At 72.1% G+C, this 20886-nt stretch carries 19 protein-coding genes and 1 riboswitch; of the genes, 8 read left to right on the plus strand and 11 right to left on the minus strand.

Annotated elements, in window-relative coordinates; translation table 11 throughout:
- Positions 1-650, plus strand: a 650-nt coding sequence (locus AB0G84_RS32485) for a cbb3-type cytochrome c oxidase subunit I (protein ID WP_361328926.1), incomplete at its 5' end; no start/stop codon positions are given.
- Between the two features lie 52 nt (positions 651-702).
- Complete coding sequence (locus tag AB0G84_RS32490) at positions 703-1098, plus strand: hypothetical protein (RefSeq protein WP_361328929.1); 396 nt, start codon at positions 703-705, stop codon at positions 1096-1098.
- A gap of 24 nt (positions 1099-1122) precedes the next feature.
- Here AB0G84_RS32490 and AB0G84_RS32495 read toward each other — a convergent pair whose 3' ends face one another.
- The 4 genes from AB0G84_RS32495 to AB0G84_RS32510 form a co-directional block, all read right to left on the minus strand.
- Complete coding sequence (locus tag AB0G84_RS32495) at positions 1123-1842, minus strand: hypothetical protein (protein WP_361328932.1); 720 nt, start codon at positions 1840-1842, stop codon at positions 1123-1125.
- 98 nt (positions 1843-1940) lie between these two features.
- The gene (locus AB0G84_RS32500; RefSeq protein ID WP_361328935.1) at positions 1941-2327 is read right to left on the minus strand and encodes a DUF6114 domain-containing protein; all 387 of its coding nucleotides are present in this window, start codon (positions 2325-2327) and stop codon (positions 1941-1943) included.
- Entirely contained in the window at positions 2318-2938 is a 621-nt protein-coding gene (locus AB0G84_RS32505) for a DUF6230 family protein (protein ID WP_361328938.1), read from the minus strand. The genes AB0G84_RS32500 and AB0G84_RS32505 overlap by 10 nt, the downstream gene beginning before the upstream one ends.
- Before the next feature lie 525 nt (positions 2939-3463).
- A complete protein-coding gene (locus AB0G84_RS32510) occupies positions 3464-4696 on the minus strand; it encodes a cytochrome P450 (RefSeq protein WP_361328941.1) in 1233 nt (410 codons plus the stop codon).
- 247 nt (positions 4697-4943) lie between these two features.
- Between AB0G84_RS32510 and AB0G84_RS32515 the strand changes: the two genes are divergently transcribed.
- Positions 4944-6113, plus strand: coding sequence for a steroid 3-ketoacyl-CoA thiolase (locus tag AB0G84_RS32515; protein ID WP_361328944.1), 1170 nt, complete (start codon positions 4944-4946; stop codon positions 6111-6113).
- 34 nt (positions 6114-6147) lie between these two features.
- On the opposite strand, the gene AB0G84_RS32520 is transcribed toward AB0G84_RS32515, so the two are convergent.
- The 6 genes from AB0G84_RS32520 to AB0G84_RS32545 form a co-directional block, all read right to left on the minus strand.
- On the minus strand, positions 6148-7146 hold the full coding sequence (locus AB0G84_RS32520; RefSeq protein ID WP_361328946.1) for an ECF transporter S component: 999 nt from the start codon (positions 7144-7146) through the stop codon (positions 6148-6150).
- Positions 7143-8894 carry an ATP-binding cassette domain-containing protein gene (locus tag AB0G84_RS32525; RefSeq protein WP_361328949.1) on the minus strand — a complete coding sequence of 584 codons (1752 nt, stop codon included), beginning with the start codon at positions 8892-8894 and terminating at the stop codon, positions 7143-7145. The genes AB0G84_RS32520 and AB0G84_RS32525 overlap by 4 nt, the downstream gene beginning before the upstream one ends.
- The gene (locus AB0G84_RS32530) at positions 8891-10267 is read right to left on the minus strand and encodes a CbiQ family ECF transporter T component (protein ID WP_361328952.1); all 1377 of its coding nucleotides are present in this window, start codon (positions 10265-10267) and stop codon (positions 8891-8893) included. Before AB0G84_RS32530 ends, AB0G84_RS32525 begins: the two co-directional genes overlap by 4 nt.
- On the minus strand, positions 10264-10905 hold the full coding sequence (locus AB0G84_RS32535) for an SCO2322 family protein (protein ID WP_361328955.1): 642 nt from the start codon (positions 10903-10905) through the stop codon (positions 10264-10266). The genes AB0G84_RS32530 and AB0G84_RS32535 overlap by 4 nt, the downstream gene beginning before the upstream one ends.
- 140 nt (positions 10906-11045) lie before the next feature.
- Positions 11046-12380 carry a prenyltransferase/squalene oxidase repeat-containing protein gene (locus AB0G84_RS32540; protein ID WP_361328958.1) on the minus strand — a complete coding sequence of 445 codons (1335 nt, stop codon included), beginning with the start codon at positions 12378-12380 and terminating at the stop codon, positions 11046-11048.
- 207 nt (positions 12381-12587) lie between these two features.
- Positions 12588-12734, minus strand: a riboswitch (cobalamin riboswitch).
- A gap of 250 nt (positions 12735-12984) precedes the next feature.
- Entirely contained in the window at positions 12985-14229 is a 1245-nt protein-coding gene (locus AB0G84_RS32545; RefSeq protein WP_361328961.1) for an MBL fold metallo-hydrolase, read from the minus strand.
- 315 nt (positions 14230-14544) lie between these two features.
- On the opposite strand from AB0G84_RS32545, the gene AB0G84_RS32550 reads away from it, so the two are divergent.
- Both AB0G84_RS32550 and AB0G84_RS32555 read left to right on the plus strand, forming a co-directional pair.
- Complete coding sequence (locus AB0G84_RS32550; RefSeq protein ID WP_361328964.1) at positions 14545-15996, plus strand: aldehyde dehydrogenase; 1452 nt, start codon at positions 14545-14547, stop codon at positions 15994-15996.
- On the plus strand, positions 15996-16229 hold the full coding sequence (locus AB0G84_RS32555; protein WP_361328967.1) for a ferredoxin: 234 nt from the start codon (positions 15996-15998) through the stop codon (positions 16227-16229). The genes AB0G84_RS32550 and AB0G84_RS32555 overlap by 1 nt, the downstream gene beginning before the upstream one ends.
- A gap of 118 nt (positions 16230-16347) precedes the next feature.
- Here AB0G84_RS32555 and AB0G84_RS32560 read toward each other — a convergent pair whose 3' ends face one another.
- Entirely contained in the window at positions 16348-16986 is a 639-nt protein-coding gene (locus tag AB0G84_RS32560) for a TetR family transcriptional regulator (RefSeq protein ID WP_361328970.1), read from the minus strand.
- A gap of 239 nt (positions 16987-17225) precedes the next feature.
- Here AB0G84_RS32560 and AB0G84_RS32565 point away from each other — a divergent pair, with 239 nt between their 5' ends.
- The 3 genes from AB0G84_RS32565 to AB0G84_RS32575 all read left to right on the plus strand — a co-directional run bounded on the left by AB0G84_RS32565 (position 17226) and on the right by AB0G84_RS32575 (position 20783).
- Complete coding sequence (locus AB0G84_RS32565; protein ID WP_361328973.1) at positions 17226-18581, plus strand: glycosyltransferase family 4 protein; 1356 nt, start codon at positions 17226-17228, stop codon at positions 18579-18581.
- Positions 18582-18804: 223 nt separating this feature from the next.
- On the plus strand, positions 18805-19716 hold the full coding sequence (locus tag AB0G84_RS32570; protein WP_361328976.1) for a class I SAM-dependent methyltransferase: 912 nt from the start codon (positions 18805-18807) through the stop codon (positions 19714-19716).
- The gene (locus AB0G84_RS32575; protein ID WP_361328979.1) at positions 19713-20783 is read left to right on the plus strand and encodes a prenyltransferase/squalene oxidase repeat-containing protein; all 1071 of its coding nucleotides are present in this window, start codon (positions 19713-19715) and stop codon (positions 20781-20783) included. Before AB0G84_RS32570 ends, AB0G84_RS32575 begins: the two co-directional genes overlap by 4 nt.
- Positions 20784-20886 lie beyond the last annotated feature (103 nt).

The following is a 20886-nucleotide window of genomic DNA, read 5'->3' on the forward strand; positions in this document are numbered from 1 at the left end:
CGCCGATGCTGTGGACGATCGGCTTCCTGATCACCTTCACCTTCGGTGGTCTGACCGGTGTCATCCTGGCCTCGCCGCCGATGGACTTCCACGTCTCGGACTCGTACTTCGTGGTGGCGCACTTCCACTACGTGGTGTTCGGCACGGTCGTCTTCGCGATGTTCGCCGGCTTCCACTTCTGGTGGCCGAAGTTCACCGGCAAGATGCTGGACGAGCGCCTCGGCAAGATCACCTTCTGGACCATGTTCCTCGGCTTCCACGGCACCTTCCTCGTCCAGCACTGGCTCGGTGCGCAGGGGATGCTGCGCCGCATCCCCGACTATCTGGTCGCCGACGGCTTCACCGCCCTGAACACCGTCTCCACCATCTTCTCCTTCCTCCTCGGACTCTCCCTGCTGCCGTTCCTCTACAACGTCTGGAAGACCGCCAAATACGGCAAGCAGGTCGAGGTCGATGACCCCTGGGGCTACGGCCGTTCGCTGGAGTGGGCGACCTCCTGCCCCCCGCCGCGGCACAACTTCCACACCCTGCCGCGCATTCGCTCCGAATCCCCGGCGTTCGACCTGCACCACCCGGAGATCACCGGAGAGATCGAGGCCATGGCGGACGGCCGAGAGGCGCGCGGCACCGAAGTCGGTACCCGCGCATGAATCACCGTCGTACGGAAACCGGCCGAGCTACGCGGACAGGTGGGTGAGGGCCATGGGTGGCAACGAGGAGATGCGCCAGAGCGAGGGCAATCTGGAAACTCCGGGGCTGGAAACGTCCATGGACGAGGCCATCAACGAGATCGAGGGATATCTGCTCTGGGAAGCGGAGAAGGACCGGGCACGCGCCCGTGCGGACGCCTTCTGCGCCGGTCTGCCCTGGCTCACCGACAGCCAGCGGCGGGAGGTGGAGTCGCGCTACTGCGACGACCAGCGCACCGCCTCGCGTGCCTACCTGGAGCGCATTGCGGTCCGCAGCGCCACCCTGCGGACCGAATACGAGGGCGTCTACCGGGTCCTTCGGCGACGGCTGATCGCCGGGTTCCTCAGCGGCACGGTGGCCATGACGGCGCTGGTCACGCTGGCGGCAGGCAGTCTGGTCGCGCGCTGAGCGAAGGACGTGGACCGGCCCCGCTCAGCCCGCGACGGCGATCTGGGACGCGGGGTCGGTGGTGTCGCTGACCTTGTAGGTGGCGTTGAACGTCGAGCTGGTCGCACTGGTGGGGCAGCCGAAACCGCCCGTCACCTTCACGGGTACCGCGGCATGGGTGAAGGTGAGAGTGGCGGGCGCGCCGTTGCTCCAGGTGCCGTTCACGGTGGCCGCTGTGCTGGGGGCGGCGGTCACCGTGCAGGACGCCAACCCGCTGGTCTTGAGGACGAACCCGCCGGAGGGGATGCTCAGCCCGGCGGTCACCGGTGTCCCGTTCTGGATGGCCACACTCCAGGCGCCGGTCGTGCTGACCGCGGCGCTGACGCCGGGCATGCTCGTCGTGCACGAGCGGTACGTGGCCGGGGTGATGGAACTGCCCACCGGGCCGGCCGCGTTGTGGTTGCCGGGGGCCGCCGGTACCTGCCCGCTGGAGGTCGAGACCGTGCAGGTCACGGTCACCGAGCCGGCGGTGAAGGTGGCCTTGCCGCTGAGGGCGGCGGTGAAGCCGTGACCGGCGGGGGTCACCGTGGTGGAGGCGGGTGCCGCCGGGGTCATGGTGGTGGAGGCGGGAGCGGTCGCTGTCCCGACGGGCTGCGCCGCGGCGGTACCCGCCGCCCCGACAGTCAGCCCGAGCAGCGGGACGATCCCGATGCCGACCACGGACAAGGCGCGTCTCCGGGGCGCGCCGTGCAGAGTCTTCGCCATCTCCTGAACGTCCTTCCAGAGGGGGGTGGTTACGGACGTGACTCACTGCTTCTGCCGACGCCGGCTCGCTGCGTACGCCGGCTCATGGGCTCACCGGCTCATGGGGTCGGTGCGGGGCGCTCGCTGCCGGGTTGCTCCCGCTCACCGGCCACCGGCTGCCAGGCGAAGACCATCGAGCCGCCGAGAATCCCGATGACCGTGCCGACGAGAAAGCCACCGAGATTGGACATCACCAGTGCGGCCGCGGCACACAGGACGGTCAGTACGCCCGCGATGCCCCGGTAGTGCGGCGCGAACCACGCCGAGAGCCCCATCACGATCATCACCAGCCCCATCAGCACCGAGGGGATGCCGGCGATGCCCTGTTGCAGCATGACCTTCAGCGGTGCCAGAGGGATGGCGCAGATCTCGGCGCCGGCGAGGACGGTCGCCAGTCCGCCCCAGAAGGGCCGTCCCCTCCTCCAGCGCCGCCACCTCAGAAGCATTCCTTGGCGCCCTTGGAGATCTTCATGCTCAGCCCGGACAGCGTGAAGGTGCCCGCATTGGTGGCCCAGGCGGTCTGCCGCAGCGCGCTGATGCGGACATCGTCGGCCTGCTGGGCGAAGAGGTCCTGCATCCCCTGGGCACTGGCCGGTCCCTTGTCCAGGGTGGAGGCGTCCCGGCCGATCTCGATGTTGTGGAAGGACGCATTGCCGGAGAGCTGGGTGGCGTCCACGAAGAGATTGGATGCCTCAACGGGCCTGCTGCCCGTCCCCGCATGGAGGTTGAGCGAGATATCGCCGATGACCGGCAGGTGCGTGACCACCGACTGACAGAGATTGTTCATTTTGGCCGTCTTGATCGCGGTGACGGCCACCGGCAGCAGATCCCCTCTGGCGTTGGTGTCCACGCTGCCGTACTGGGCGAACCCCTCGCCCGTGAGACTGTCCGCGGAAACCTTGAACTGCTGTCCCGATACGGCGAATGACGCCGCGAGTGCGCCGTTGGCCAGGGCGATGCCGAGGGCCGCGGTGCCGGCGAGGGCCGGAACGGACAGCACGGCGAACTTCCGCCAGCTGATGCGTCCCGTGACGGGTCTGCCTTGGGTGTCCTTCATGGTGTGGGTCCCTTTCGAAGAGCGTGGGGGGCGCTGTCGAAACAAAGTGGGAGGGAATGCGTAAGGGAGGTGCTGAAGAGGCGGGGAGGCGTGGGCCGGTGAGGAGGTGCCCCGGGGCACCACGATTCCGGTTCACGCCGCGCCGAGCCGTCCGCAAGCGGCGGAATGCCGTGCGGCCGTGCTTGTCGTGCGTGCGGGCACAGCTGAGTTGCTGTATGCCGGGCGCAAGGGAATGCCGTGCGGTATTGCCTGCCGTGTGTTACTGGCGAGTTGAATGTAAGTCTGCCCATGACGACTGGCAAGGTTGAGCGACACGCCTTTTTCGGACATAACACGGTGGCCGGTGGTCTTTGCCGTCCACCGGCCACCGCATATGCGCGCTGCGGGGTGTTGCCCGTACGCCGCAGGCCCGTGAGCCGTCAGCCATCGGCCGCCGGCCGGCCGTCAGCGGTCAGCGGTCGGCGATTGGTTGCCCTGCGGCCGTACCACCGCCCCGACCGCAGGTCAGCCGTCCCGCTGCCTTGCTCAGCCGTACTGGACCTGAAGCTCCTTCACCCCGTTGAGCCAGGCCGAGCGCAGCCGTCGGGGGTCACCGATGAGCGAGATGTCGGGCATGGCGTCGGCAATGGCCTGGAAGATCAGGTTGATCTCCAGAACGGCCAGGGACTTCCCGAGGCAGAAGTGCGGGCCGCCGCCACCGAATCCCAGATGCGGATTGGGGTCACGGGTGATGTCGAAGACCTCGGGGCGGTCGAAGACCTCCGGGTCGTGGTTGGCGGAGGCGTAGAAGATCCCCACCCGCTGGCCCTTTTTGATCCGGGCGCCGCCCAGTTCGGTGTCCTGAGTGGCGGTGCGCTGGAAAGAGACCACCGGTGTCGCCCAGCGCACGATCTCCTCGGCCGCCGTCTGTGGGCGCTCGCGTTTGAACAGCTCCCACTGGTCGGGGTGGGTGAGGAAGGCGTGCATCCCGTGGGTGATCGCATTCCGCGTGGTTTCGTTTCCGGCCACCGCCAACAGCAGCACGAAGAGGCCGAATTCGTCGGAGCCGAGATTGCCTTCGTGCTCGGCCGCCACCAACTGGCTGACGATGTCCTTGGCCGGGCATTCCTTGCGCGCCGCGGCGAGGTTCATCGCGTACGAGATCAGCTCCATCGCCGCATTCGAGCCGACCTCTTCGGTGATGGCGAGTTCGGGGTCGTCATAGGCGACCATCTTGTTCGACCAGTCGAAGATGCGGGCCCGGTCCTCCTGGGGGATGCCGATGAGTTCGGCGATCGCCTGGAGCGGGAGTTCGCAGGCGACGTCGGTGACGAAGTCCCCGGAGCCGCGCTCCCGGGCCGCGTCGACGATCTGCCTCGCCCGGTGGCGCAGCGCGTCCTCCAGCGCCCGGATGGAGCGCGGGGTGAAGCCCCGCTGCACGATCTGCCGGACCCTGGTGTGCTCGGGCGGGTCCATGTTCAGCATGATCAGCTTCTGCACGTCGATCTGCTCGCGGGTCATGGACGCGTTGAAGCGGATGATCGCGGTGTTCAGGCTTGCCGAGAAGACGTCCGGCCTGGTGGACACCTCCTTGACGTCCCGGTGACGGGTGACGACCCAGTAGCCGTCGTCGCCGAAGCCGGCGATGCCGTGGGGCTGGGCGTTCCACCAGACGGGCGCGGTCTGGCGTAGTCGCGCGAATTCGGGGAGCGGAACGCGGGACTGGTAGACGTCGGGATCGGTGAAGTCGAACCCCTCGGGCAGCGCTGGGCATGACATCGGCGACTCCTGGGGCCGTGGTTCCGTCCGACATTTTCTGACGATGCATCAGATAGGTTTGCGGTGAAGGTAGTGATGAGTCCCTGAAGTGGCAAGGGGCGGGGCGTCTGATGTTGTGGACGGGGCTTGCATGCCCCTTGCGCCCCGGAGAGCGGCTCATAAGACTGTTTGTAGAACTAGAACGCGTACTAGTTCTTCTTCCGTGGGTGCCGGGACGCCCGCGACGCGAGGAGAGGACGAGTCAGTCATGGCCGCGGAACCCGTCATCGTCGAAGCAGTACGCACCCCCATCGGCAAGCGTCAGGGCGCGCTCGCCAACCTCCACCCCGCCTACCTCCTGGGTGAGACCTACCGGGAACTCCTCGCCCGTACGGGCATCCAGCCGGACTGCATCGAGCAGATCGTTGGGGGAACCGTAACCCATGCAGGTGAGCAGTCCATGAACCCGGCACGCAACGCCTGGCTGGCGATGGGCCTGCCGTACGAGACCGCGGCGACCACCGTGGACTGCCAGTGCGGCTCCTCCCAGCAGGCCAACCACATGGTCGCCAACATGATCGCCGGCGGGGTCATCGACATCGGCATCGGCTGCGGCGTGGAGGCGATGTCCCGGGTGCCGCTCGGCAGCGGCTCCAAGCACGGGCCCGGCAAGCCCTGGCCCGACGAGTGGAACGTCGACCTGCCCAACCAGTTCGAGGCGGCCGAACGGATCGCCCGCAAACGGGGGCTGACCCGCGAGAACGTCGACTCGCTGGGTCTGATCTCGCAGGAGCGGGCGGGCGCGGCGTGGGCCGAGGAGCGCTTCAAACGGGAGACCTTCGCCGTTCAGGTCCCCACCACCGAGGAGGAGCAGGCTGCCGGACAGGGCATGTGGCGGCTGGTCGACCGGGACGAGGGGCTGCGCGACACGAACATGGAGGCGCTGGGCGGGCTCAAGCCCGTCATGCCGACCGCCGTCCACACGGCCGGCAACTCCTCCCAGATCTCCGACGGTGCGGCCGCGGTCATGTGGGCGTCCAAGCGGATGGCGCGGGCCCTCAAACTCAAGCCGCGGGCCCGCATCGTGGCCCAGGCGCTGGTCGGCTCCGATCCGCACTTCCACTTGGACGGCCCGATCGACGCCACCCGCGCCGTCCTCGGCAAGGCCGGGATGTCCCTCAACGACATCGACCTGGTCGAGATCAACGAGGCCTTCGCCTCCGTGGTGCTCTCCTGGGCGCAGGTCTTCGCACAGGACCTGGAGAAGGTGAACGTGAACGGCGGCGCCATTGCCCTGGGGCATCCGGTCGGCGCCACCGGTGCGCGGCTGATCACCACCGCCCTGCACGAACTCGAACGCAGGGACAAGGAGTTCGCCCTGATCACGATGTGTGCGGGCGGTGCGCTGGCGACGGGGACGATCATCCAGCGGTTGTAGTGGAGGCGGGGGGAGGGGCGGCTACCGGCGCCACTCACCCCGTGGAAGGGGAGGCACCTCCCTGCCCGGACTCACCGGCCGGCTCCGGCGCCGGCTCCGGCCCGGGCTCTGGGGCGGGCTCCGGCCCGGCGTCCGGTTCCGGCTTGCTGTCCGGCTCCGGATCAGGCTCCGGTCGTGGCTCCGGCCCGGACTTCGACGGCGGCTCCGGTGCGGCGAAGGAGACCGGGACGTCAAAGGCGGCGCGGCGGGTGGCGCGTCGGAGGGCCTTGAGGATGGTGCCGCCCAGAGTGAAGGTGAGGAGAACGGTGACCAGGGCCCGGGGGAGGTCCCAGCCCAGCGAGGTGGCGAGGCAGTAGGTCAGGAAGCGGGTGAGGTTCTGGCCGAGCGGGTCGCCCGGTACGAAGGAGACCCCCGAGGCCATCCCGCCGATGTACGGCCAGCCCTGGAGGTTCATGATCAGGCCGTAGAGGACCGCGGAGACGGCGCCGTAGCCGGCGAGCAGGGCCAGTTCGCCGCGCCCGCGGAGCCGGTCCGGCCCCGGCAGCAGACCGGCGCCCATCGACACCCAGCCCATGGTCAGCATCTGGAAGGGCATCCACGGGCCGACTCCACCGGTCAGCAGCGCCGAAGCGAACATCGACACGGAACCCAGCACGAAGCCGAAGCCGGGGCCGAGCACCCGTCCCGACAGCACCATCAGAAAGAACATCGGCTCGATACCGGCCGTGCCCGCACCCAACGGCCGCATCGCCGCCCCGGCGGCAGCCAGTACGCCGAGCATGGCAATGGCCTTCGCCTCCAGGCCGCTGTCGGCGATGGTCGCCACCACTACGGCGAGCAGCATCGGCAGCAGCGCGGCGAACAGCCAGGGCGCGTCCTTGGAGTGGGCCAGCCCAGACGTGGAGTCGGCGAGCAGCGGCCAGCCGAAGGCCATCACGCCGATGGCGGAGACCAGGGCCAGCGCGACGACGGACCGTGGGCCGAGCCGGACGGCGCGGGTCCGGCGGCCGGCCGCCTGGGAGCGCGTCCTCATCCGGTGGCCTCCAGGGCGCGGGCCACCTGCGGGACAGTCAGCCAGGGCAGTGGTGCCAGCACCTTGGCGACCTGCGGAGCGAAGGAGGGGGAGGAGACGACGATGTCGTCGGTGGGGCCGTCGGCGACCACCTCACCGTCGGCGAGGATCACCACACGGTGGGCCAGCTCGGCCGCGAGTTCCACGTCATGGGTGGCCAGGACGATCGCGTGGCCCTCGGCGGCCAGGGAGTGCAGCACCTCGATCAGACGGGCCTTCGCGGCGTAGTCCAGGCCGCGGGTGGGCTCGTCGAGGAGGAGCAGCGGAGGACGTGCGGTCAGTACGACCGCCAGGGCCAGGGCGAGGCGTTGGCCCTCGGAGAGATCACGGGGGTGGACGGAGTCCGGGACATCGGGGAGCAACTGGGTCACCAGGGCCCGGCAGGTGCCCTCGGGGGCGTCGGCGTCCTGGTCCGCCGTGGCGCACTCGGCGGCGACGGTATCGGCGTAGAGGAGGTCACGGGGTTCCTGCGGCACCAGCCCGACGTGCTGCAGCAGGGTGCGGGGCGCGGTCCGGTGCGGGGCGACTCCGCCAACCCGTACCGTTCCTGAGGACGGCTGATGCATCCCCACGAGGGTGCTGAGCAGCGTGGATTTGCCGGCACCGTTGCGCCCCATCAGGGCGACGGTTTCCCCGGCCCGGACGTGCAGGTCCACCCGGTACAGCGCATCGATGCGCCCCCGCCGGACACCGAGCCCGCTGACCTCCGCGGCCAGCGCATCCCGCGACGGCGCGGTGCTACCGGGGCCAACGCCCTTGTGTGCCCTGGCAATCCGCCTCCTGTCCGCCGCGGCCGGACCCTCGGTGCCGCCGGCCGTTCCCGCCGCCGGCCGCGTCCGTGCCGGTGCCCGTGCCGGTGTCTGTGCCCGTGCTCCGGGCTCCGGCGGAGTGATGCCGGTGAGGCGCTCCCGCAGCGGGGCGGCCTTCCGGCGTGCGTCGCGGACCGTGAGGGGGAGCGGAGACCACCCGGCCAGCCGCCCGAGCGCCACCACCGGGGGATGGACGGGGGAGCGGGCCATGATGTCGGAGGGGGTGCCCATGAGCGGGGGTGCGCCCGGAGCGGGGAGAAGGATGACCTGGTCGGCGTACTGGACCACGCGCTCAAGGCGGTGTTCGGCCAGCAGGACGGTGGTGCCGAGGTCATGGACCAGGCGCTGCAACACCGAGAGCACCTCTTCGGCGGCGGCCGGGTCGAGCGCCGAGGTCGGCTCGTCGAGGACCAGCACCTTGGGGTGGGTGGTGAGCACCGAGCCGATCGCCACCCGCTGCCGCTGACCGCCCGACAGCGTGGTGATGGCGCGGTCGCGCAGTTCGGCCAGGCCCAGCAGGTCCAGGGTCTCCTCGACGCGGCGGCGCATCACCTCGGGGGCGAGGCCGAGGGACTCCATTCCGTAGGCGAGTTCGTCCTCGACGGTGTCGGTGACGAAGTGCGCCAGCGGGTCCTGGCCCACGGTGCCGACGACATCGGCGAGTTCGCGGGGCTGGTGGGTGCGGGTGTCACGGCCGTCGACGGTGACGCGGCCGTGCAGGGTGCCGCCGGTGAAGTGGGGGACCAGACCGCACACGGCGTTGAGGACGGTGGACTTGCCGACGCCGGAAGGGCCGACCAGCAGGCACAGTTCGCCCTCGGGGACGGTCAGGTCGATCCCCTGCACGACGGGCGGCGCACCGTCCTCGTAGCTGACCGAGACCTGCTCGAACCGGATCACTGGGGCGGCTCCTTCGACTGCTGAGGGGGGTGCGGACCGTCGCCGGTCCGGCCTCGCTGTGGTGCTGCGGTTCCCGGGGCAGCCCTTCGGGGGCCGCGCTCGCGGACCCTTCGTTCCCGGGGTGCCTGGGGCACCGGCGCCACGAAGGCCGGTAGCAGCCCGACGAGCAGGGACGCCGCGGGCCAGAGCGGTAGGACGGGGGCGGTCAGCGGGACGGCAGGCGGGTGCAGGGCCGTGGGGGCGTAGGCGTTGGCCCAGATCATCAGGGCCGCCACGGCGACGCCGGAACCCGACACCAACAGGGCGCGCACTCCCCAGCGTTCGGGGCGGTAGCGGGTGCGGACCGAGCGCCGGCCGCCGAGCCGGAGCCCGCCGAGCGCGGCGGCCAGACCGGCCAGCAGCAGCGGCAGGCCGTAGCCGGACCCGGAGTCGCCGAGCAGGCCGTAAACGCCCGCGCAGACACCGAGCAGGCCGCCGAGGGTGAGCAGGGAGGTGAGGTGCCGGACGGCGGGCGGTACGTCGGCACTGCGGCCGTAGCCACGCGCGTCCATGGCCGCGGCCAGCGCCACCGAGCGCTCCAGGGCACCCTCCAGCACCGGCAGACCGACCTGGAGGAGCGCCGTGACCCCACGGTCCGGGCGACCCCGCAGCCGGCGTGCGGCGCGCAGCCGCTGGACATCGGCGACCAGGTTGGGGGCGAAGGTCATGGCGACGACGACCGCCACCCCCACCTCGTACAGCGCGCCGGGCAGGGATTTCAGCAGCCGGGAGGGGCTGGCGAGGGCGTTGGCGGCGCCGAGGCAGATGAGGAGGGTGGCCAGCTTCAGCCCGTCGTAGAGCGCGAAGACCATGCCCTCCGCGGTGACCCGGCCGCCGATCCGGACGCCCTTCGCCCAGTCCGGCAACGGCACTTCGGGCAGGGTGAGGAGGGTGTGGTTCCCGGGGATCGGGGAGCCGAGGAAGAACGCGAAGACCAGCCTGATGACGATCACCACCAGGCCGAGCTTGACGAACGCACCGTAGGAGCGGGCCCAGGGAGCGTCCGTCCGGCGGGCCGCAACGACATAGCCGGCCACGCCCAGCAGCAGCCCCAGCAGTAGGGGGTTGGTGGTGCGGGAGGCCGCGGTGGCCAGGCCGAGCGCCCACAGCCACCACGCACCGGCGTGCAGCGCGGTGGTCCGGGTCGCCCGAGGAGCCCGGGGCGGCTGCGGGGACCGGGTTGCCCGCGAGGCTTGTGTTGCCGCTGTTGCCGCTGTTGCCCGCGGTGTCCGGGGCGTTCCCGGGACTCGGGGGCCGTACGGGGCCCGGGCCGCTCGGGGCGTGTGCGGAACCTCGGTCGACCGCGGGGCCCGGGGGGTCCGCGGGGCGCTCATCCGCGCCGGCGGCGGGCCTGCCACACGGCCGCCGCGCCCAGTACGGCCACGACCGCGGCACCGCCCAGCAGCCCGGCGGACGGCCCACCGTCGTCACCGGCCGAGGAGTCGGCACGGGCTGACCCGCCCGGACGCCCCGCCGCCCGCGAGGCACCGGAACCCTCCGCACCGCCGGAATCCTTCACCTGCTCCGCGCACCCCGACTTCGGGTAGCCGGCGATGGCACACAGCAGCGCGTTGGAGTCGTAGCGCAGCGGCCGGGCCACCGCGGCCAGCGCGTCGCCCGCCGAGGCGTCCTCGGACACCTGGGCGCACTCCGTGCGCACCTCCGGCGGCCGTTCGCTGCCGGCCGCGTCCCGCGCGGTGCCGAAGTCGATCACGATGCCGATCCGCTTGCGCCCCTCCTTGGCGGGGGCGGCTCGGCAGATGTCCGCGAAGTCGGCCGCCGCGCGCGGCTTGCCGGCCGCCGCCGAGTCGGCGCTCACGGTGAAGCGGAAGCCCGCGACGGCGCCGTCGTCCGGGCGGACGGTGGCCGGCCCCTGGGTGGCGTACTTCCAGGAGCCGCCCGCGGCACCGTCCCAGAAGGCCCAGTAGCGGTACTCCTGCGCCTGGGCCGGTCCGGCGGTCGCCAGGCTCATCACCGCACCGGCCACCAGCAGCGCCCCGGACAGCCGACAGCGCCGCGGTGCGGACCGCACACGCGCCGCGGCCGCCGGGTGCGGGAGCCGGGGCCGGGAACGGAGCAGGGGAAGGCGAAGGGAAACGAGCAACCGCCGCATCAGAGCGCGTTCTTCTTCCGGCGGCCGCTCAGCAGGAAGCCGATGCCGGCACCGAAGGCGAGCCCGACGCCGATGACCCACCAGAGCTTGAAGCCGCCCTCGGAGCCCTTGGCGTCCTTGGAGTCCTGGGCACCCTTGCCGGGGGCCACCGCGGCCGGCTTGGGGCCGGTGGCGTTGAGCGCGGCCACCAGGTCGGTGCCGCCGAAGGACCGGGGGTCGGCGCCGGTGGCGTGTGCGGCGAGCACCAGCTGGGCGTAGGCGGCCGGACCGTTCTCCTTGGCCCAGGCCGAGGCGTTCTTCTTCAGCCAGGCGAGCGGCCGCTGCGCGGCGGCGCGGTGCCCTCCGGCCGCCAGTGCCACCACGGTGTCCGCGGTGTTGCCGACGTCCGGCTGCTTCTCCTGGCCGGGCATCGCGGAGGGCAGGTGCTGCCCGTTCTTGTCGAGCTGCGCGACGAGGTAGGCGGCGCCGCCCTCCGCGGCCCGCGCCGCGGGGCCGGCCACGCCCTCCTTGCTGCCCCGGGAGTCCTCGCCTTCCTTGCAGCTCAGCGGCTTGACGGGGCGGTCGGAACCGCCGCCGGCCGGGGCGACGACGAAGCCCTTGCGCAGGGCGCCGGTGGTGGCGGCCGCCGTGGCGTCCGCGTTCGGGGCCTTGCCCTTGAGCTGGAAGGTGAAAGCGCCGCGCTCGCCCTCCTTCGCGTCGCAGCCCAGCCGGAAGGTGAGCAGCCCGTCGTAGGGGGTCTTCCCGCCCTTCTTCGACGTGCTCGACTCCGGCCGCTCACCGGCCGCGACGAACGCGCCGATGACCACGGCGGTGGAGTTGGCGTCGCTGGGGGAGCCGGGCATCGAGCTCCAGCCGCCGTCGTCGTTCTGTACCGACTTCAGCCAGTTCAGTGCCTTGTGTACGGCCTCGCTGTGTCCACCGAGCGCGGCCAGCGCCTGTATCGCGGCGGCCGTCTGGTTGGTGTCCCGCATCGTCTTGGCGTTGCACGCCGTGCCCGGCTCGGCGCGGAAGGCGGTGAACGCCCCGTCCGCGCACTGCTGGCCGGCCAGCCACTCGACGGCCGGGGCCGCCGGCTTGACGCCCACCGTGTCCTGCGCGAGCAGCGCCAGCGACTGCCGCCAGACGCCGTCGTACTGGGGGTCCTTGGTGCCGTACAGCCCCTCGGGCAGCTTCTTGGGGGCCGCCGGTGCCGCCGGTGCCGCGGGCGCACCGGCCCCGGCCGCGGAGGCGGCGGGAGCGGTGGCCGCACCCAGCACGGTCGCGGCCACCACCGCCATGGCGGCGCGGCGCGCCAGGAAGGCGACGCGGTGCGTCGAAGGGACCTGGGGAGCCATGGGCGCCAAGGGAGCCATGGAAGACGTGCGGGCCATCGGTCGGTGCCTCTCGGGTCTGGGCGGGTCGCGCCGGCGGTACGCAGCCGCACTCGGCCGACCGGCGCACTCCGATCGGTGATCGGGCGCGGCGGCACCGGGCTCGGCTCCGTATACCTCGACGGTGCCGCGCACCGGGAGCGTCCGTGCGGACGGCGGTTCCGGTGGCGCGAGCCTTGGTCGTTGCCCCTCGGGTGCTCCGGCTCGTACGGCCGGCGCGCGGTGCGCGGACGGCCGTCCTCACGGTTGCGGGTCAGCGCCGGATTTCCACCGGCTTCCCCCGATCGGGCACGGATGAAGTTGTCCCGCACACCTTAACCGGCACCCGGACGGCCCTCGCCCGCCTGTACGGGACGGGGATGGCGGGCTGTGACGGAGGCGACAGGGGGCCGTCCCTCGGTCCATCGGCGGGGCACTGGCGGGGCACTGGCGGGGCACTGGCGGGGTCGGGCGGGGTCGGGCGGCGGTGACGGTGGCGGGGGCCGGGCCACCTCGTGCTGCCGGTGCCGGTGCCGGTGCCGGTGCCGGTGCCGGTGTCGGCGCCTGTGTGCCGGCGCCCGCGCGGGGCTCACACCGCCTGGTACGTCGCCGGGTCGGAGCCCGGCACCCGCTCCACCTGTCCCAGCTTCACCAGGCGCCGCAGATGCGCCTCGGCCTCCGATACCGCGATGGTGCGGGAGCCGTACGGGATCTGTTCCCACGGGCGGTTCCACTCCATGGCGACGGCGAGCTGCCAGGGGGTGCGGGGCTCGCAGAGCAGTGCCCGCAGTCCGGAGAGCCGCTCTTCGTGGTGGGCGAGGAGCTCGCGCACCCGCCCCTGGGCATCGGTGAACGCATGTTGGTGGGCCGGCAGTACCTCGGCGGGGGCGAGCCGTCCGATGCGTTCGAGGGAGTCGAGGTAGTCGCCCAGCGGGTCGGTGCCGTCCCCCAAGCTCTCACCTCCGTTCGAGCAGGGGGGACCCCCATGGTCGTCCGGGGCCTCGTACAGGCCGATGTGCGGGGTGATACCGGGCAGCAGATGGTCGCCGGAGAACAGCCGGCCGAAACCGTGCGGCGCCCGCCCCGACGGCCCGCCACTCGAACTCCCCGACGTCCCGCTACCCGAACTCCCCGACGTCCCGCCCGGGTTTCCTGTCCGCTCGCCCGCATTCGCGGGCGCCGCCCCCGAATTCGCCGGCGTCCCACCCCGGTTGGCTGTCCGCCCGACCGGGTTCCCCGCCCGTCCGGGGTGCTCCTCCTCCAGGTGGAGGCAGACATGCCCCGGTGTGTGCCCCGGCGTCCAGATGGCGCGTACCCGCCGCCCCGGCAGGTCCAGCAGCGCTCCCGGCTCGATCCCGCGGTCCGGGAGCGCGGCCCGCCGGCCGGGCGGTTTCCTGCCGCTCCCCTGGGCGCGCGCCGTGCGCAGCGGCGCCAGATGGTCGTCCGGCGCGCCCGCCGCCGCAAGCTTGGCGAGCAGATAGTCCCGCCACCGGCCCGGCTCCGCCTCCCGGGTGCGGCGCACCACCGCGGTATCCGCGGCGTGCATCGCGATCCAGGCCCCGGACGTCTCCCGCACCTTCGCGGAGAGGCCGTGGTGGTCGGGGTGGTGATGGGTGATCAGGACACCGTGGAGGTCGGTGACGGCGAAGCCGCAGGCCGCGACGCCGGCGACCAAGGCGTCCCAGGAGTCCGGGTCGTCCCAGCCGGTGTCGATGAGCACCGGCCCCCGGTCGGTCTCCAGGAGGTGGACGAGGGTGTGGCCGAGCGGGTTGTCCGGTATGGGGACGGCGATGCTCCACACTCCGCCGCGGTGGTCGATCACCTGCGTGGTCATCCCCGTCCCCTCTCGCTGCGGGGCGCCCGATGGGCAGCTGCCGGACGCGCGTCGGTGTGCACCTCTGCGGACACGCCTTCACTATAACTAGAACGAGTTTCAAGCTGGCCGGAAGTGGCGCCCGGGTGCCCCTCCGGGGTGCTCCCCCCAAGGTGCCCACGCCTCCCGCCCCCATCCGTCCCCGTCGCCCCGTCCGCCCACCTGAAGTCGACCTCCCGGCGGCGGGGTTGGTGGTGGCTACGCACCGTGGACTCCTCCAACTAGAACTGATATCAGTTCTGATGTGGCGTCAGGAACTGACGGGAGGCGACCGTGATGAGCGAGTTCGTGGAGCACGGAAAGCTCTACATAGGCGGGGGGTTGGTCGATCCGGCCGGCAAGGACACGATCGAGGTCGTCTCACCGCACACCGAGCAGGTCATCGGCCGCGTCCCGCATGCCTCGCGGGCCGACGTCGACCGTGCGGTGGCGGCGGCCCGTACGTCCTTCACGTCCGGGGTGTGGGCGAACGCCCCGTTGGCGGACCGGATCGCGGTGGTGACCCGGATCAAGGACGCCTTGGCGGCGCGCAGCGAGGAGTTCGCCCGGGTCATCAGCTCCGAGAACGGCACCCCGTACACCTCGGGCGTCATGGTGCAGTCGCTGGCCGCCGTCCTGGCGTGGGACGCGGCCCTCACGGTGGCCCGGGGCTTCGCCTTCGAGGAGCGGCGGGACGGGGTACTGGGGCCGATCCTCGTGCGGCGGGAGCCGGTCGGGGTGGTCGCGGCCGTGGTGCCGTGGAACGTCCCGCAGTTCACTGCCGCCGCCAAGCTCGCGCCGGCGCTGCTGGCCGGCTGTTCGGTGGTGCTGAAGGTGTCGCCGGAGACGCCGCTGGACGCGTACCTGCTCGCCGAGATCGCCGGCGAGGCCGGGCTGCCGGAGGGCGTGCTGTCGATCCTGCCGGCGGACCGCGAGGTCAGCGAGTACCTGGTCGGGCACCCGGGCGTGGACAAGGTGTCCTTCACCGGCTCGGTGGCCGCGGGCAAGCGGGTGATGGAGGTCGCGGCGCGCAACCTGTCCCGGGTCACCCTCGAACTCGGCGGCAAGTCCGCGGCAGTGATCCTTCCGGATGCGGATCTGGACGCGGCGGTGGCCGGGATCGTGCCGTTCGCCTGGATGATCAACGGCCAGGCCTGTGTGGCCCAGACTCGGATCCTCGCGCCGCGCAGCCGGTACGACGAGATCGCCGAACGGTTCACCGCGGCCGCCGCCGCGCTCACCGTCGGCGACCCGCTGGACCCGGCCACCGAGGTCGGTCCGCTGGTCGCCCGCCGTCAACAGCAGCGCTCGCTCGACTACATCGCGCTCGGGCAGCGGGAGGGCGCCAAGGTCCTCACCGGCGGCGGCCGGCCCAAGGAGCTGACCACCGGCTGGTACGTCGAACCGACCCTCTTCGGCGAGGTCGACAACGGGATGCGGATCGCCCGCGAGGAGATCTTCGGCCCGGTCATCTGCCTGCTGCCGTACGGGGACGAGGCGGAGGCGGTGCGGATCGCCAACGACTCCGACTACGGGCTCTCCGGGTCGGTGTGGACGGCCGACGTCGACCACGGCGTCGACCTCGCCCGGCGGGTGCGCACCGGGACGTACTCGGTGAACACCTTCAGCATCGACATGCTCGGGCCGTTCGGCGGCTACAAGAACTCCGGCATCGGCCGGGAGTTCGGGCCCGAGGGCTTCGGCGAGTACCTGGAGCACAAGATGATCCACCTGCCGGCGGGTGCCTGATGGCGGACCGCTGGCGGGTGGAGGTGGACCGCAGCGTGTGCATCGGGTCGGGGATGTGCGTGGGGGTGGCGCCGGACGGCTTCCGGCTGGACACGGCCCGGCAGTCGCACCCCGTGGCCGCGGAGTCGGAGGCCGACGAGGACGTCCTGGCGGCGGCCGAGGGGTGCCCCGTGGAGGCGATCCTCGTCACCCTCGCGGGCAGCGGTGAGGCGGTGTTCCCACCGGAGGAGTGAGCGGCGTCGGGCCCCGGGCCCGGCTGCCGGCCCGCCCGGTGGCCCGCTCGCCGCCCGGTGCCCCACGCCCGCCCGGTGGTTCGCTCACCGCCCGTTAGCCCACACCCCGCCCGTTGGCTCACTCCCCGCCCGGGGCCGTCACATCGATCAGCCGGCACACCGTCTCGATGTCTATCTTCACCTGGGCGATCGAGGCGCGGCCGGAGAGCCAGGTGATCAGGGCCGAGTGCCAGGTGTGCTCGATGACGCGGACCGCGGAGAGCTGTTCGGGGGTGGGCGGGCCGTCCAGGCCCATGGCGTCCAGGATGATCGCCGTGGTCAGTCGCGAGACGGTGTCGACCTCGGGGCTGACGGAGCGGTCGGCGAAGGTCAGGGCGCGCACCATCGCATCCGCCAGGTGCGGCTCGCGCTGGAGTGCGCGGAAGGCCCGCATCAGGGTCTGGGCGACCCGCGCGCCCGGATCCTGCTCCGACGGCGGGCGCTTGCGCAGCGTCTCGTGCATGTGCTGGAGCTGGTCCTGCATGGTGGCGACCAGCAGGTGCACCTTGGAGGGGAAGTAGCGGTAGAGGGTGCCGAGCGCGACGCCCGAGGACTCGGCGACCTCGCGCATCTGCACGGCGTCGAAACCGCCACGGGACGCCAGCTTGGCGCTGGTGTGCAGGATGCGGCGGCGCCGGGCCTCCTGACGCTCGGTCAGGGGAGGACTCGCGGGAAGCGCCGGCTTGGCTGCCTTGGACGCCTTGGATTCCGTAGTCATATTTCCCATTCCGTGGCATTCCGTCCGCGATGCGGTGAGTGCCGGTGGTGTGACCGCCACAGCATGGCAGGGGGGCGGGTGGTGGCGCGAATCACCTGGTGCGGCTCTTTTCGTCGCTGCCCTGGCCGGTAGATTCGACGCTCGGTGAACTGATCAGTAGCCCAGCGGTACTGAAACTTGTTCTAGATTACCGCCAGCGGTTACGCTCCGGCGAAAGTCCAGTGAGAAGGGGGCCGAGCGTGACCGCAGAGGCCGTCCAGGCAGCCGCGCCTCGCCCCGCAGAGGCCTCCTCCGCCTCCGCCCCGCCGCACGGCGAGCAGCCCCTGCGCATCGCGATGCTCACGTATAAGGGAAACCCGTTCTGCGGCGGACAGGGCGTCTATGTGCGCCATCTTTCGCGCGAACTGGCCCGGCTCGGCCACACCGTCGAGGTCATCGGCGCCCAGCCCTACCCCGTCGTCGACGAGGGAGTGACCCTCACCGAACTGCCCAGCCTGGACCTCTACCGTCAGCCGGACCCGTTCCGGACCCCGGGGCGCGGCGAGTACCGCGACTGGATCGACGCGTTGGAGGTCGGCACGATGTGGACCGGCGGCTTCCCCGAGCCGCTGACGTTCTCACTGCGCGCCCGCCGTCATCTCGCCGCCCACCGCGGCGACTTCGACGTGGTGCACGACAACCAGACCCTCGGCTACGGCCTGCTCGGCGGCCCCGGCGCGCTCGGCGCCCCGCTGGTCACCACCATCCACCACCCCATCACCGTCGACCGGCGGCTCGACCTGGCGGCCGCCGGCGACTGGAAGCGCCGCTTCTCGGTCCGCCGCTGGTACGGCTTCACCCGGATGCAGAAGCGGGTCGCCCGCCGGCTGCCGTCGGTGCTGACCGTCTCCGGCTCCTCCCGCACGGAGATCATCGACGACCTCGGGGTCCGTTCCGACCGCATCCACGTCGTGCACATCGGCGCCGACACCGACCTCTTCTCGCCGGACGCCTCCGTCCCCGAGGTGCCGGGCCGGATCGTCACCACCTCCAGCGCGGACGTCCCCCTCAAGGGGCTGATCCACCTCGTGGAGGCGCTCGCCAAGGTGCGCACCGAGAACCCCGAAGCCCACTTGGTGGTCGTCGGCAAGCGGGCCGACGACGGGCCGGTCGCCGCCGCCATCGAGCGGCTGGGACTGGCCGGCGCCATCGAGTTCGTCAAGGGCATCAGCGACGCCGAACTCGTCGACCTGGTCCGCGGCGCCCAGATCGCCTGTGTGCCCTCCCTCTACGAGGGCTTCTCGCTGCCCGCCGCCGAAGCGATGGCCACCGGCACCCCGCTGCTGGCCACCACCGGCGGTGCCATCCCCGAGGTCGCCGGGCCCGATGGCGAGACCTGCCTCGCGGTGCCCCCGGGTGACGCCGACGCGCTTGCGGGCGGGCTGCTCCGGCTCCTGGGCGACGAGGCGCTGCGCCGCCGGCTCGGCGCGGCCGGCCGGGAACGGGTGCTGGCCCGCTTCACCTGGCGGCAGGCGGCCATCGGCACCGCCGAGCGCTACCGGGAGGCGATAGCCCTCCAGGGCGGACGCACCGCCGCCGGGACGCTCCGCACCTGACCCGCGGCCCCGCCCGAGCCCCGGGCGCCCCGGGGCGACCACCGGCCCGGAGCCGTCCGCCGCCCCACAGTTGCCCGAAGCCCCCGAGCCGTCCACCGCCCCACAGCCACCCGGAGCGCCCGTCACCGACCTCGTCCACCTGCCGCCGACCTCGCCCGCCCACCGTCCTCCACGCCACCCACCGCCACCCACGCCACCCACCGCCGGACGAAAGCAGAACGCCGTGCTGACCGTCGACTTTTCCCGTTTCCCGCTCGCTCCGGGCGACCGCGTGCTCGACCTGGGCTGTGGTGCCGGCCGGCACGCCTTCGAGTGCTACCGGCGCGGCGCGCAGGTCGTCGCCCTCGACCAGAACGGCGACGAGATCCGTGAGGTCGCCAAGTGGTTCGCCGCGATGGAGGAGGCCGGCGAGGCCCCCGAAGGCGCCTCCGCGACCGCTATGGAGGGCGACGCGCTGAACCTGCCGTTCCCCGACGACAGCTTCGACGTGGTGATCATCTCCGAGGTGATGGAGCACATCCCGGACGACAAGGGCGTGCTCGCCGAAATGGTCCGGGTGCTGCGCCCCGGCGGCCGGATCGCGGTCACCGTGCCCCGCTACGGCCCGGAGAAGATCTGCTGGACGCTCAGCGACGCCTACCACGAGGTCGAGGGCGGGCACATCCGCATCTACCGCGGTGACGAACTCGTCGGCAAGATACGCGAGGCCGGCCTGGAGCCCTACGGCACCCACCACGCCCATGCGCTGCACAGCCCGTACTGGTGGCTCAAGTGCGCCTTCGGCGTGAACAAGGACGGCAAGGACGCGGCGCTGCCGGTGCAGGCGTACCACAAGCTGCTGGTCTGGGACATCATGAAGAAGCCGCTGGCCACCCGGCTCGCCGAGCGGGCGCTCAACCCGGTGATGGGCAAGAGCTTCGTCGTCTACGCCACCAAGCCGCACCTGCCCGAGGCGCCGGCCGCCGACGGCGCGGGCGCGACGGCCGAAGCCGCCGAGCCGGCCGCCGAGGCTTCCGCCGCCAAGACCCCTGTCGCCAAGGCCTCCCCGGCCAAGTCGGGTGCCAAGTCCGCCACCCGGACCGCCCGTTCCTCGGCCAAGTCCTCCGCCAAGTCCTCCACCGGGGCCGCCAAGTGACGAGTCCCGGCCGTACCGAACGGCTCGTCCTGCCGGGGGTGCTCACCGCCGAGGAGGCGGCCCGTACGGTCGCCGGCATCCTGGCGACCCAGCGGGAGGACGGCGCCATCCCCTGGTTCCGCGGGCACCACCTCGACCCGTGGGACCACACCGAGGCCGCCATGGCCCTGGACGCGGCCGGCGAGCACGAGCGCGCCGAGGCGGCGTACGACTGGCTGGTGCGCCACCAGAACCCGGACGGTTCCTGGTACGCGGCCTATGCCGACGGCGATGCCGAGGCACCCACCGACCGGGGCCGGGAGACCAACTTCTGCGCCTATATCGCGGTCGGGGTCTGGCACCACTTCCTGTCCACCGGCGATGAGGCCTTCCTCGACCGGATGTGGCCGGCGGTGCACGCCGCGATCGAGTTCGTCCTGGAGCTCCAGCAGCCCGGTGGCGAGATCGGCTGGAAGCGCGAGGACGACGGCACTCCCGTCCATGACGCGCTGCTGACCGGCTCGTCCTCCATCTACCAGGCGCTGCGCTGCGCGCTGGCGCTCGCCGAGCAGCGGGAGGAGCCGCAGCCGGACTGGGAGCTGGCGGTCGGCCGGCTCGGCCATGCGCTGCGCAGCCACCCCGAGCGGTTCCTGGACAAGTCCCGCTACTCGATGGACTGGTACTACCCGATCCTGGGCGGCGCGCTGCGCGGCGCGGCGGCCAGCGACCGGATCGACGCTGACTGGGACCGCTTCGTGGTGCCCGGCCTGGGCGTGCGCTGTGTGCTGCCCAACCCCTGGGTCACCGGCGGCGAGAGCGCGGAGCTGGCGCTGGCGCTGTGGGCGATGGGGGAGTCGGAGCGGGCCGTGCAGATCCTCGCGTGGATCCAGCACCTGCGCGCCGAGGACGGCATGTACTGGACCGGTTACGTCTTCGACGACGAGGCGGTCTGGCCGCGCGAACGCACCTCCTGGACGGCCGGTTCGATGCTGCTGGCGGTGGCGGCCGTGGGCGGCGACGAGGCGACCACCATCGTCTTCGGTGGCGAGCGGCTGCCGACGGGGCTGGCCCCGGACTGCTGCCGGTAGGGCCGGGCCCCGCAGCGGGGTGGGCGTCCCCGGACGCGGGGCGCCCTCCGCGGGCGGCGAGCCGCCTCGAAAGGAGAGGCCCGAGCCCGGGCGGGCGCATTAG

Source organism: Streptomyces sp. NPDC020742 (assembly GCF_040641675.1).
In the GTDB taxonomy this organism is placed as follows: Bacteria; Actinomycetota; Actinomycetes; order Streptomycetales; family Streptomycetaceae; genus Streptomyces.

What these genes read in the sequence shown, in the direction of transcription:
- AB0G84_RS32490 (WP_361328929.1), top strand. Translation starts at nt 703, where the DNA reads ATGGGTGGCAACGAGGAGATGCGCCAGAGCGAGGGCAATCTGGAAACT.
- AB0G84_RS32495 (WP_361328932.1), bottom strand. Translation starts at nt 1,842, where the DNA reads ATGGCGAAGACTCTGCACGGCGCGCCCCGGAGACGCGCCTTGTCCGTG.
- AB0G84_RS32500 (WP_361328935.1), bottom strand. Translation starts at nt 2,327, where the DNA reads ATGCTTCTGAGGTGGCGGCGCTGGAGGAGGGGACGGCCCTTCTGGGGC.
- AB0G84_RS32505 (WP_361328938.1), bottom strand. Translation starts at nt 2,938, where the DNA reads ATGAAGGACACCCAAGGCAGACCCGTCACGGGACGCATCAGCTGGCGG.
- AB0G84_RS32510 (WP_361328941.1), bottom strand. Translation starts at nt 4,696, where the DNA reads ATGTCATGCCCAGCGCTGCCCGAGGGGTTCGACTTCACCGATCCCGAC.
- AB0G84_RS32515 (WP_361328944.1), top strand. Translation starts at nt 4,944, where the DNA reads ATGGCCGCGGAACCCGTCATCGTCGAAGCAGTACGCACCCCCATCGGC.
- AB0G84_RS32520 (WP_361328946.1), bottom strand. Translation starts at nt 7,146, where the DNA reads ATGAGGACGCGCTCCCAGGCGGCCGGCCGCCGGACCCGCGCCGTCCGG.
- AB0G84_RS32530 (WP_361328952.1), bottom strand. Translation starts at nt 10,267, where the DNA reads ATGAGCGCCCCGCGGACCCCCCGGGCCCCGCGGTCGACCGAGGTTCCG.
- AB0G84_RS32535 (WP_361328955.1), bottom strand. Translation starts at nt 10,905, where the DNA reads ATGAGCCTGGCGACCGCCGGACCGGCCCAGGCGCAGGAGTACCGCTAC.
- AB0G84_RS32540 (WP_361328958.1), bottom strand. Translation starts at nt 12,380, where the DNA reads ATGGCTCCCCAGGTCCCTTCGACGCACCGCGTCGCCTTCCTGGCGCGC.
- AB0G84_RS32545 (WP_361328961.1), bottom strand. Translation starts at nt 14,229, where the DNA reads ATGACCACGCAGGTGATCGACCACCGCGGCGGAGTGTGGAGCATCGCC.
- AB0G84_RS32550 (WP_361328964.1), top strand. Translation starts at nt 14,545, where the DNA reads ATGAGCGAGTTCGTGGAGCACGGAAAGCTCTACATAGGCGGGGGGTTG.
- AB0G84_RS32555 (WP_361328967.1), top strand. Translation starts at nt 15,996, where the DNA reads ATGGCGGACCGCTGGCGGGTGGAGGTGGACCGCAGCGTGTGCATCGGG.
- AB0G84_RS32560 (WP_361328970.1), bottom strand. Translation starts at nt 16,986, where the DNA reads ATGACTACGGAATCCAAGGCGTCCAAGGCAGCCAAGCCGGCGCTTCCC.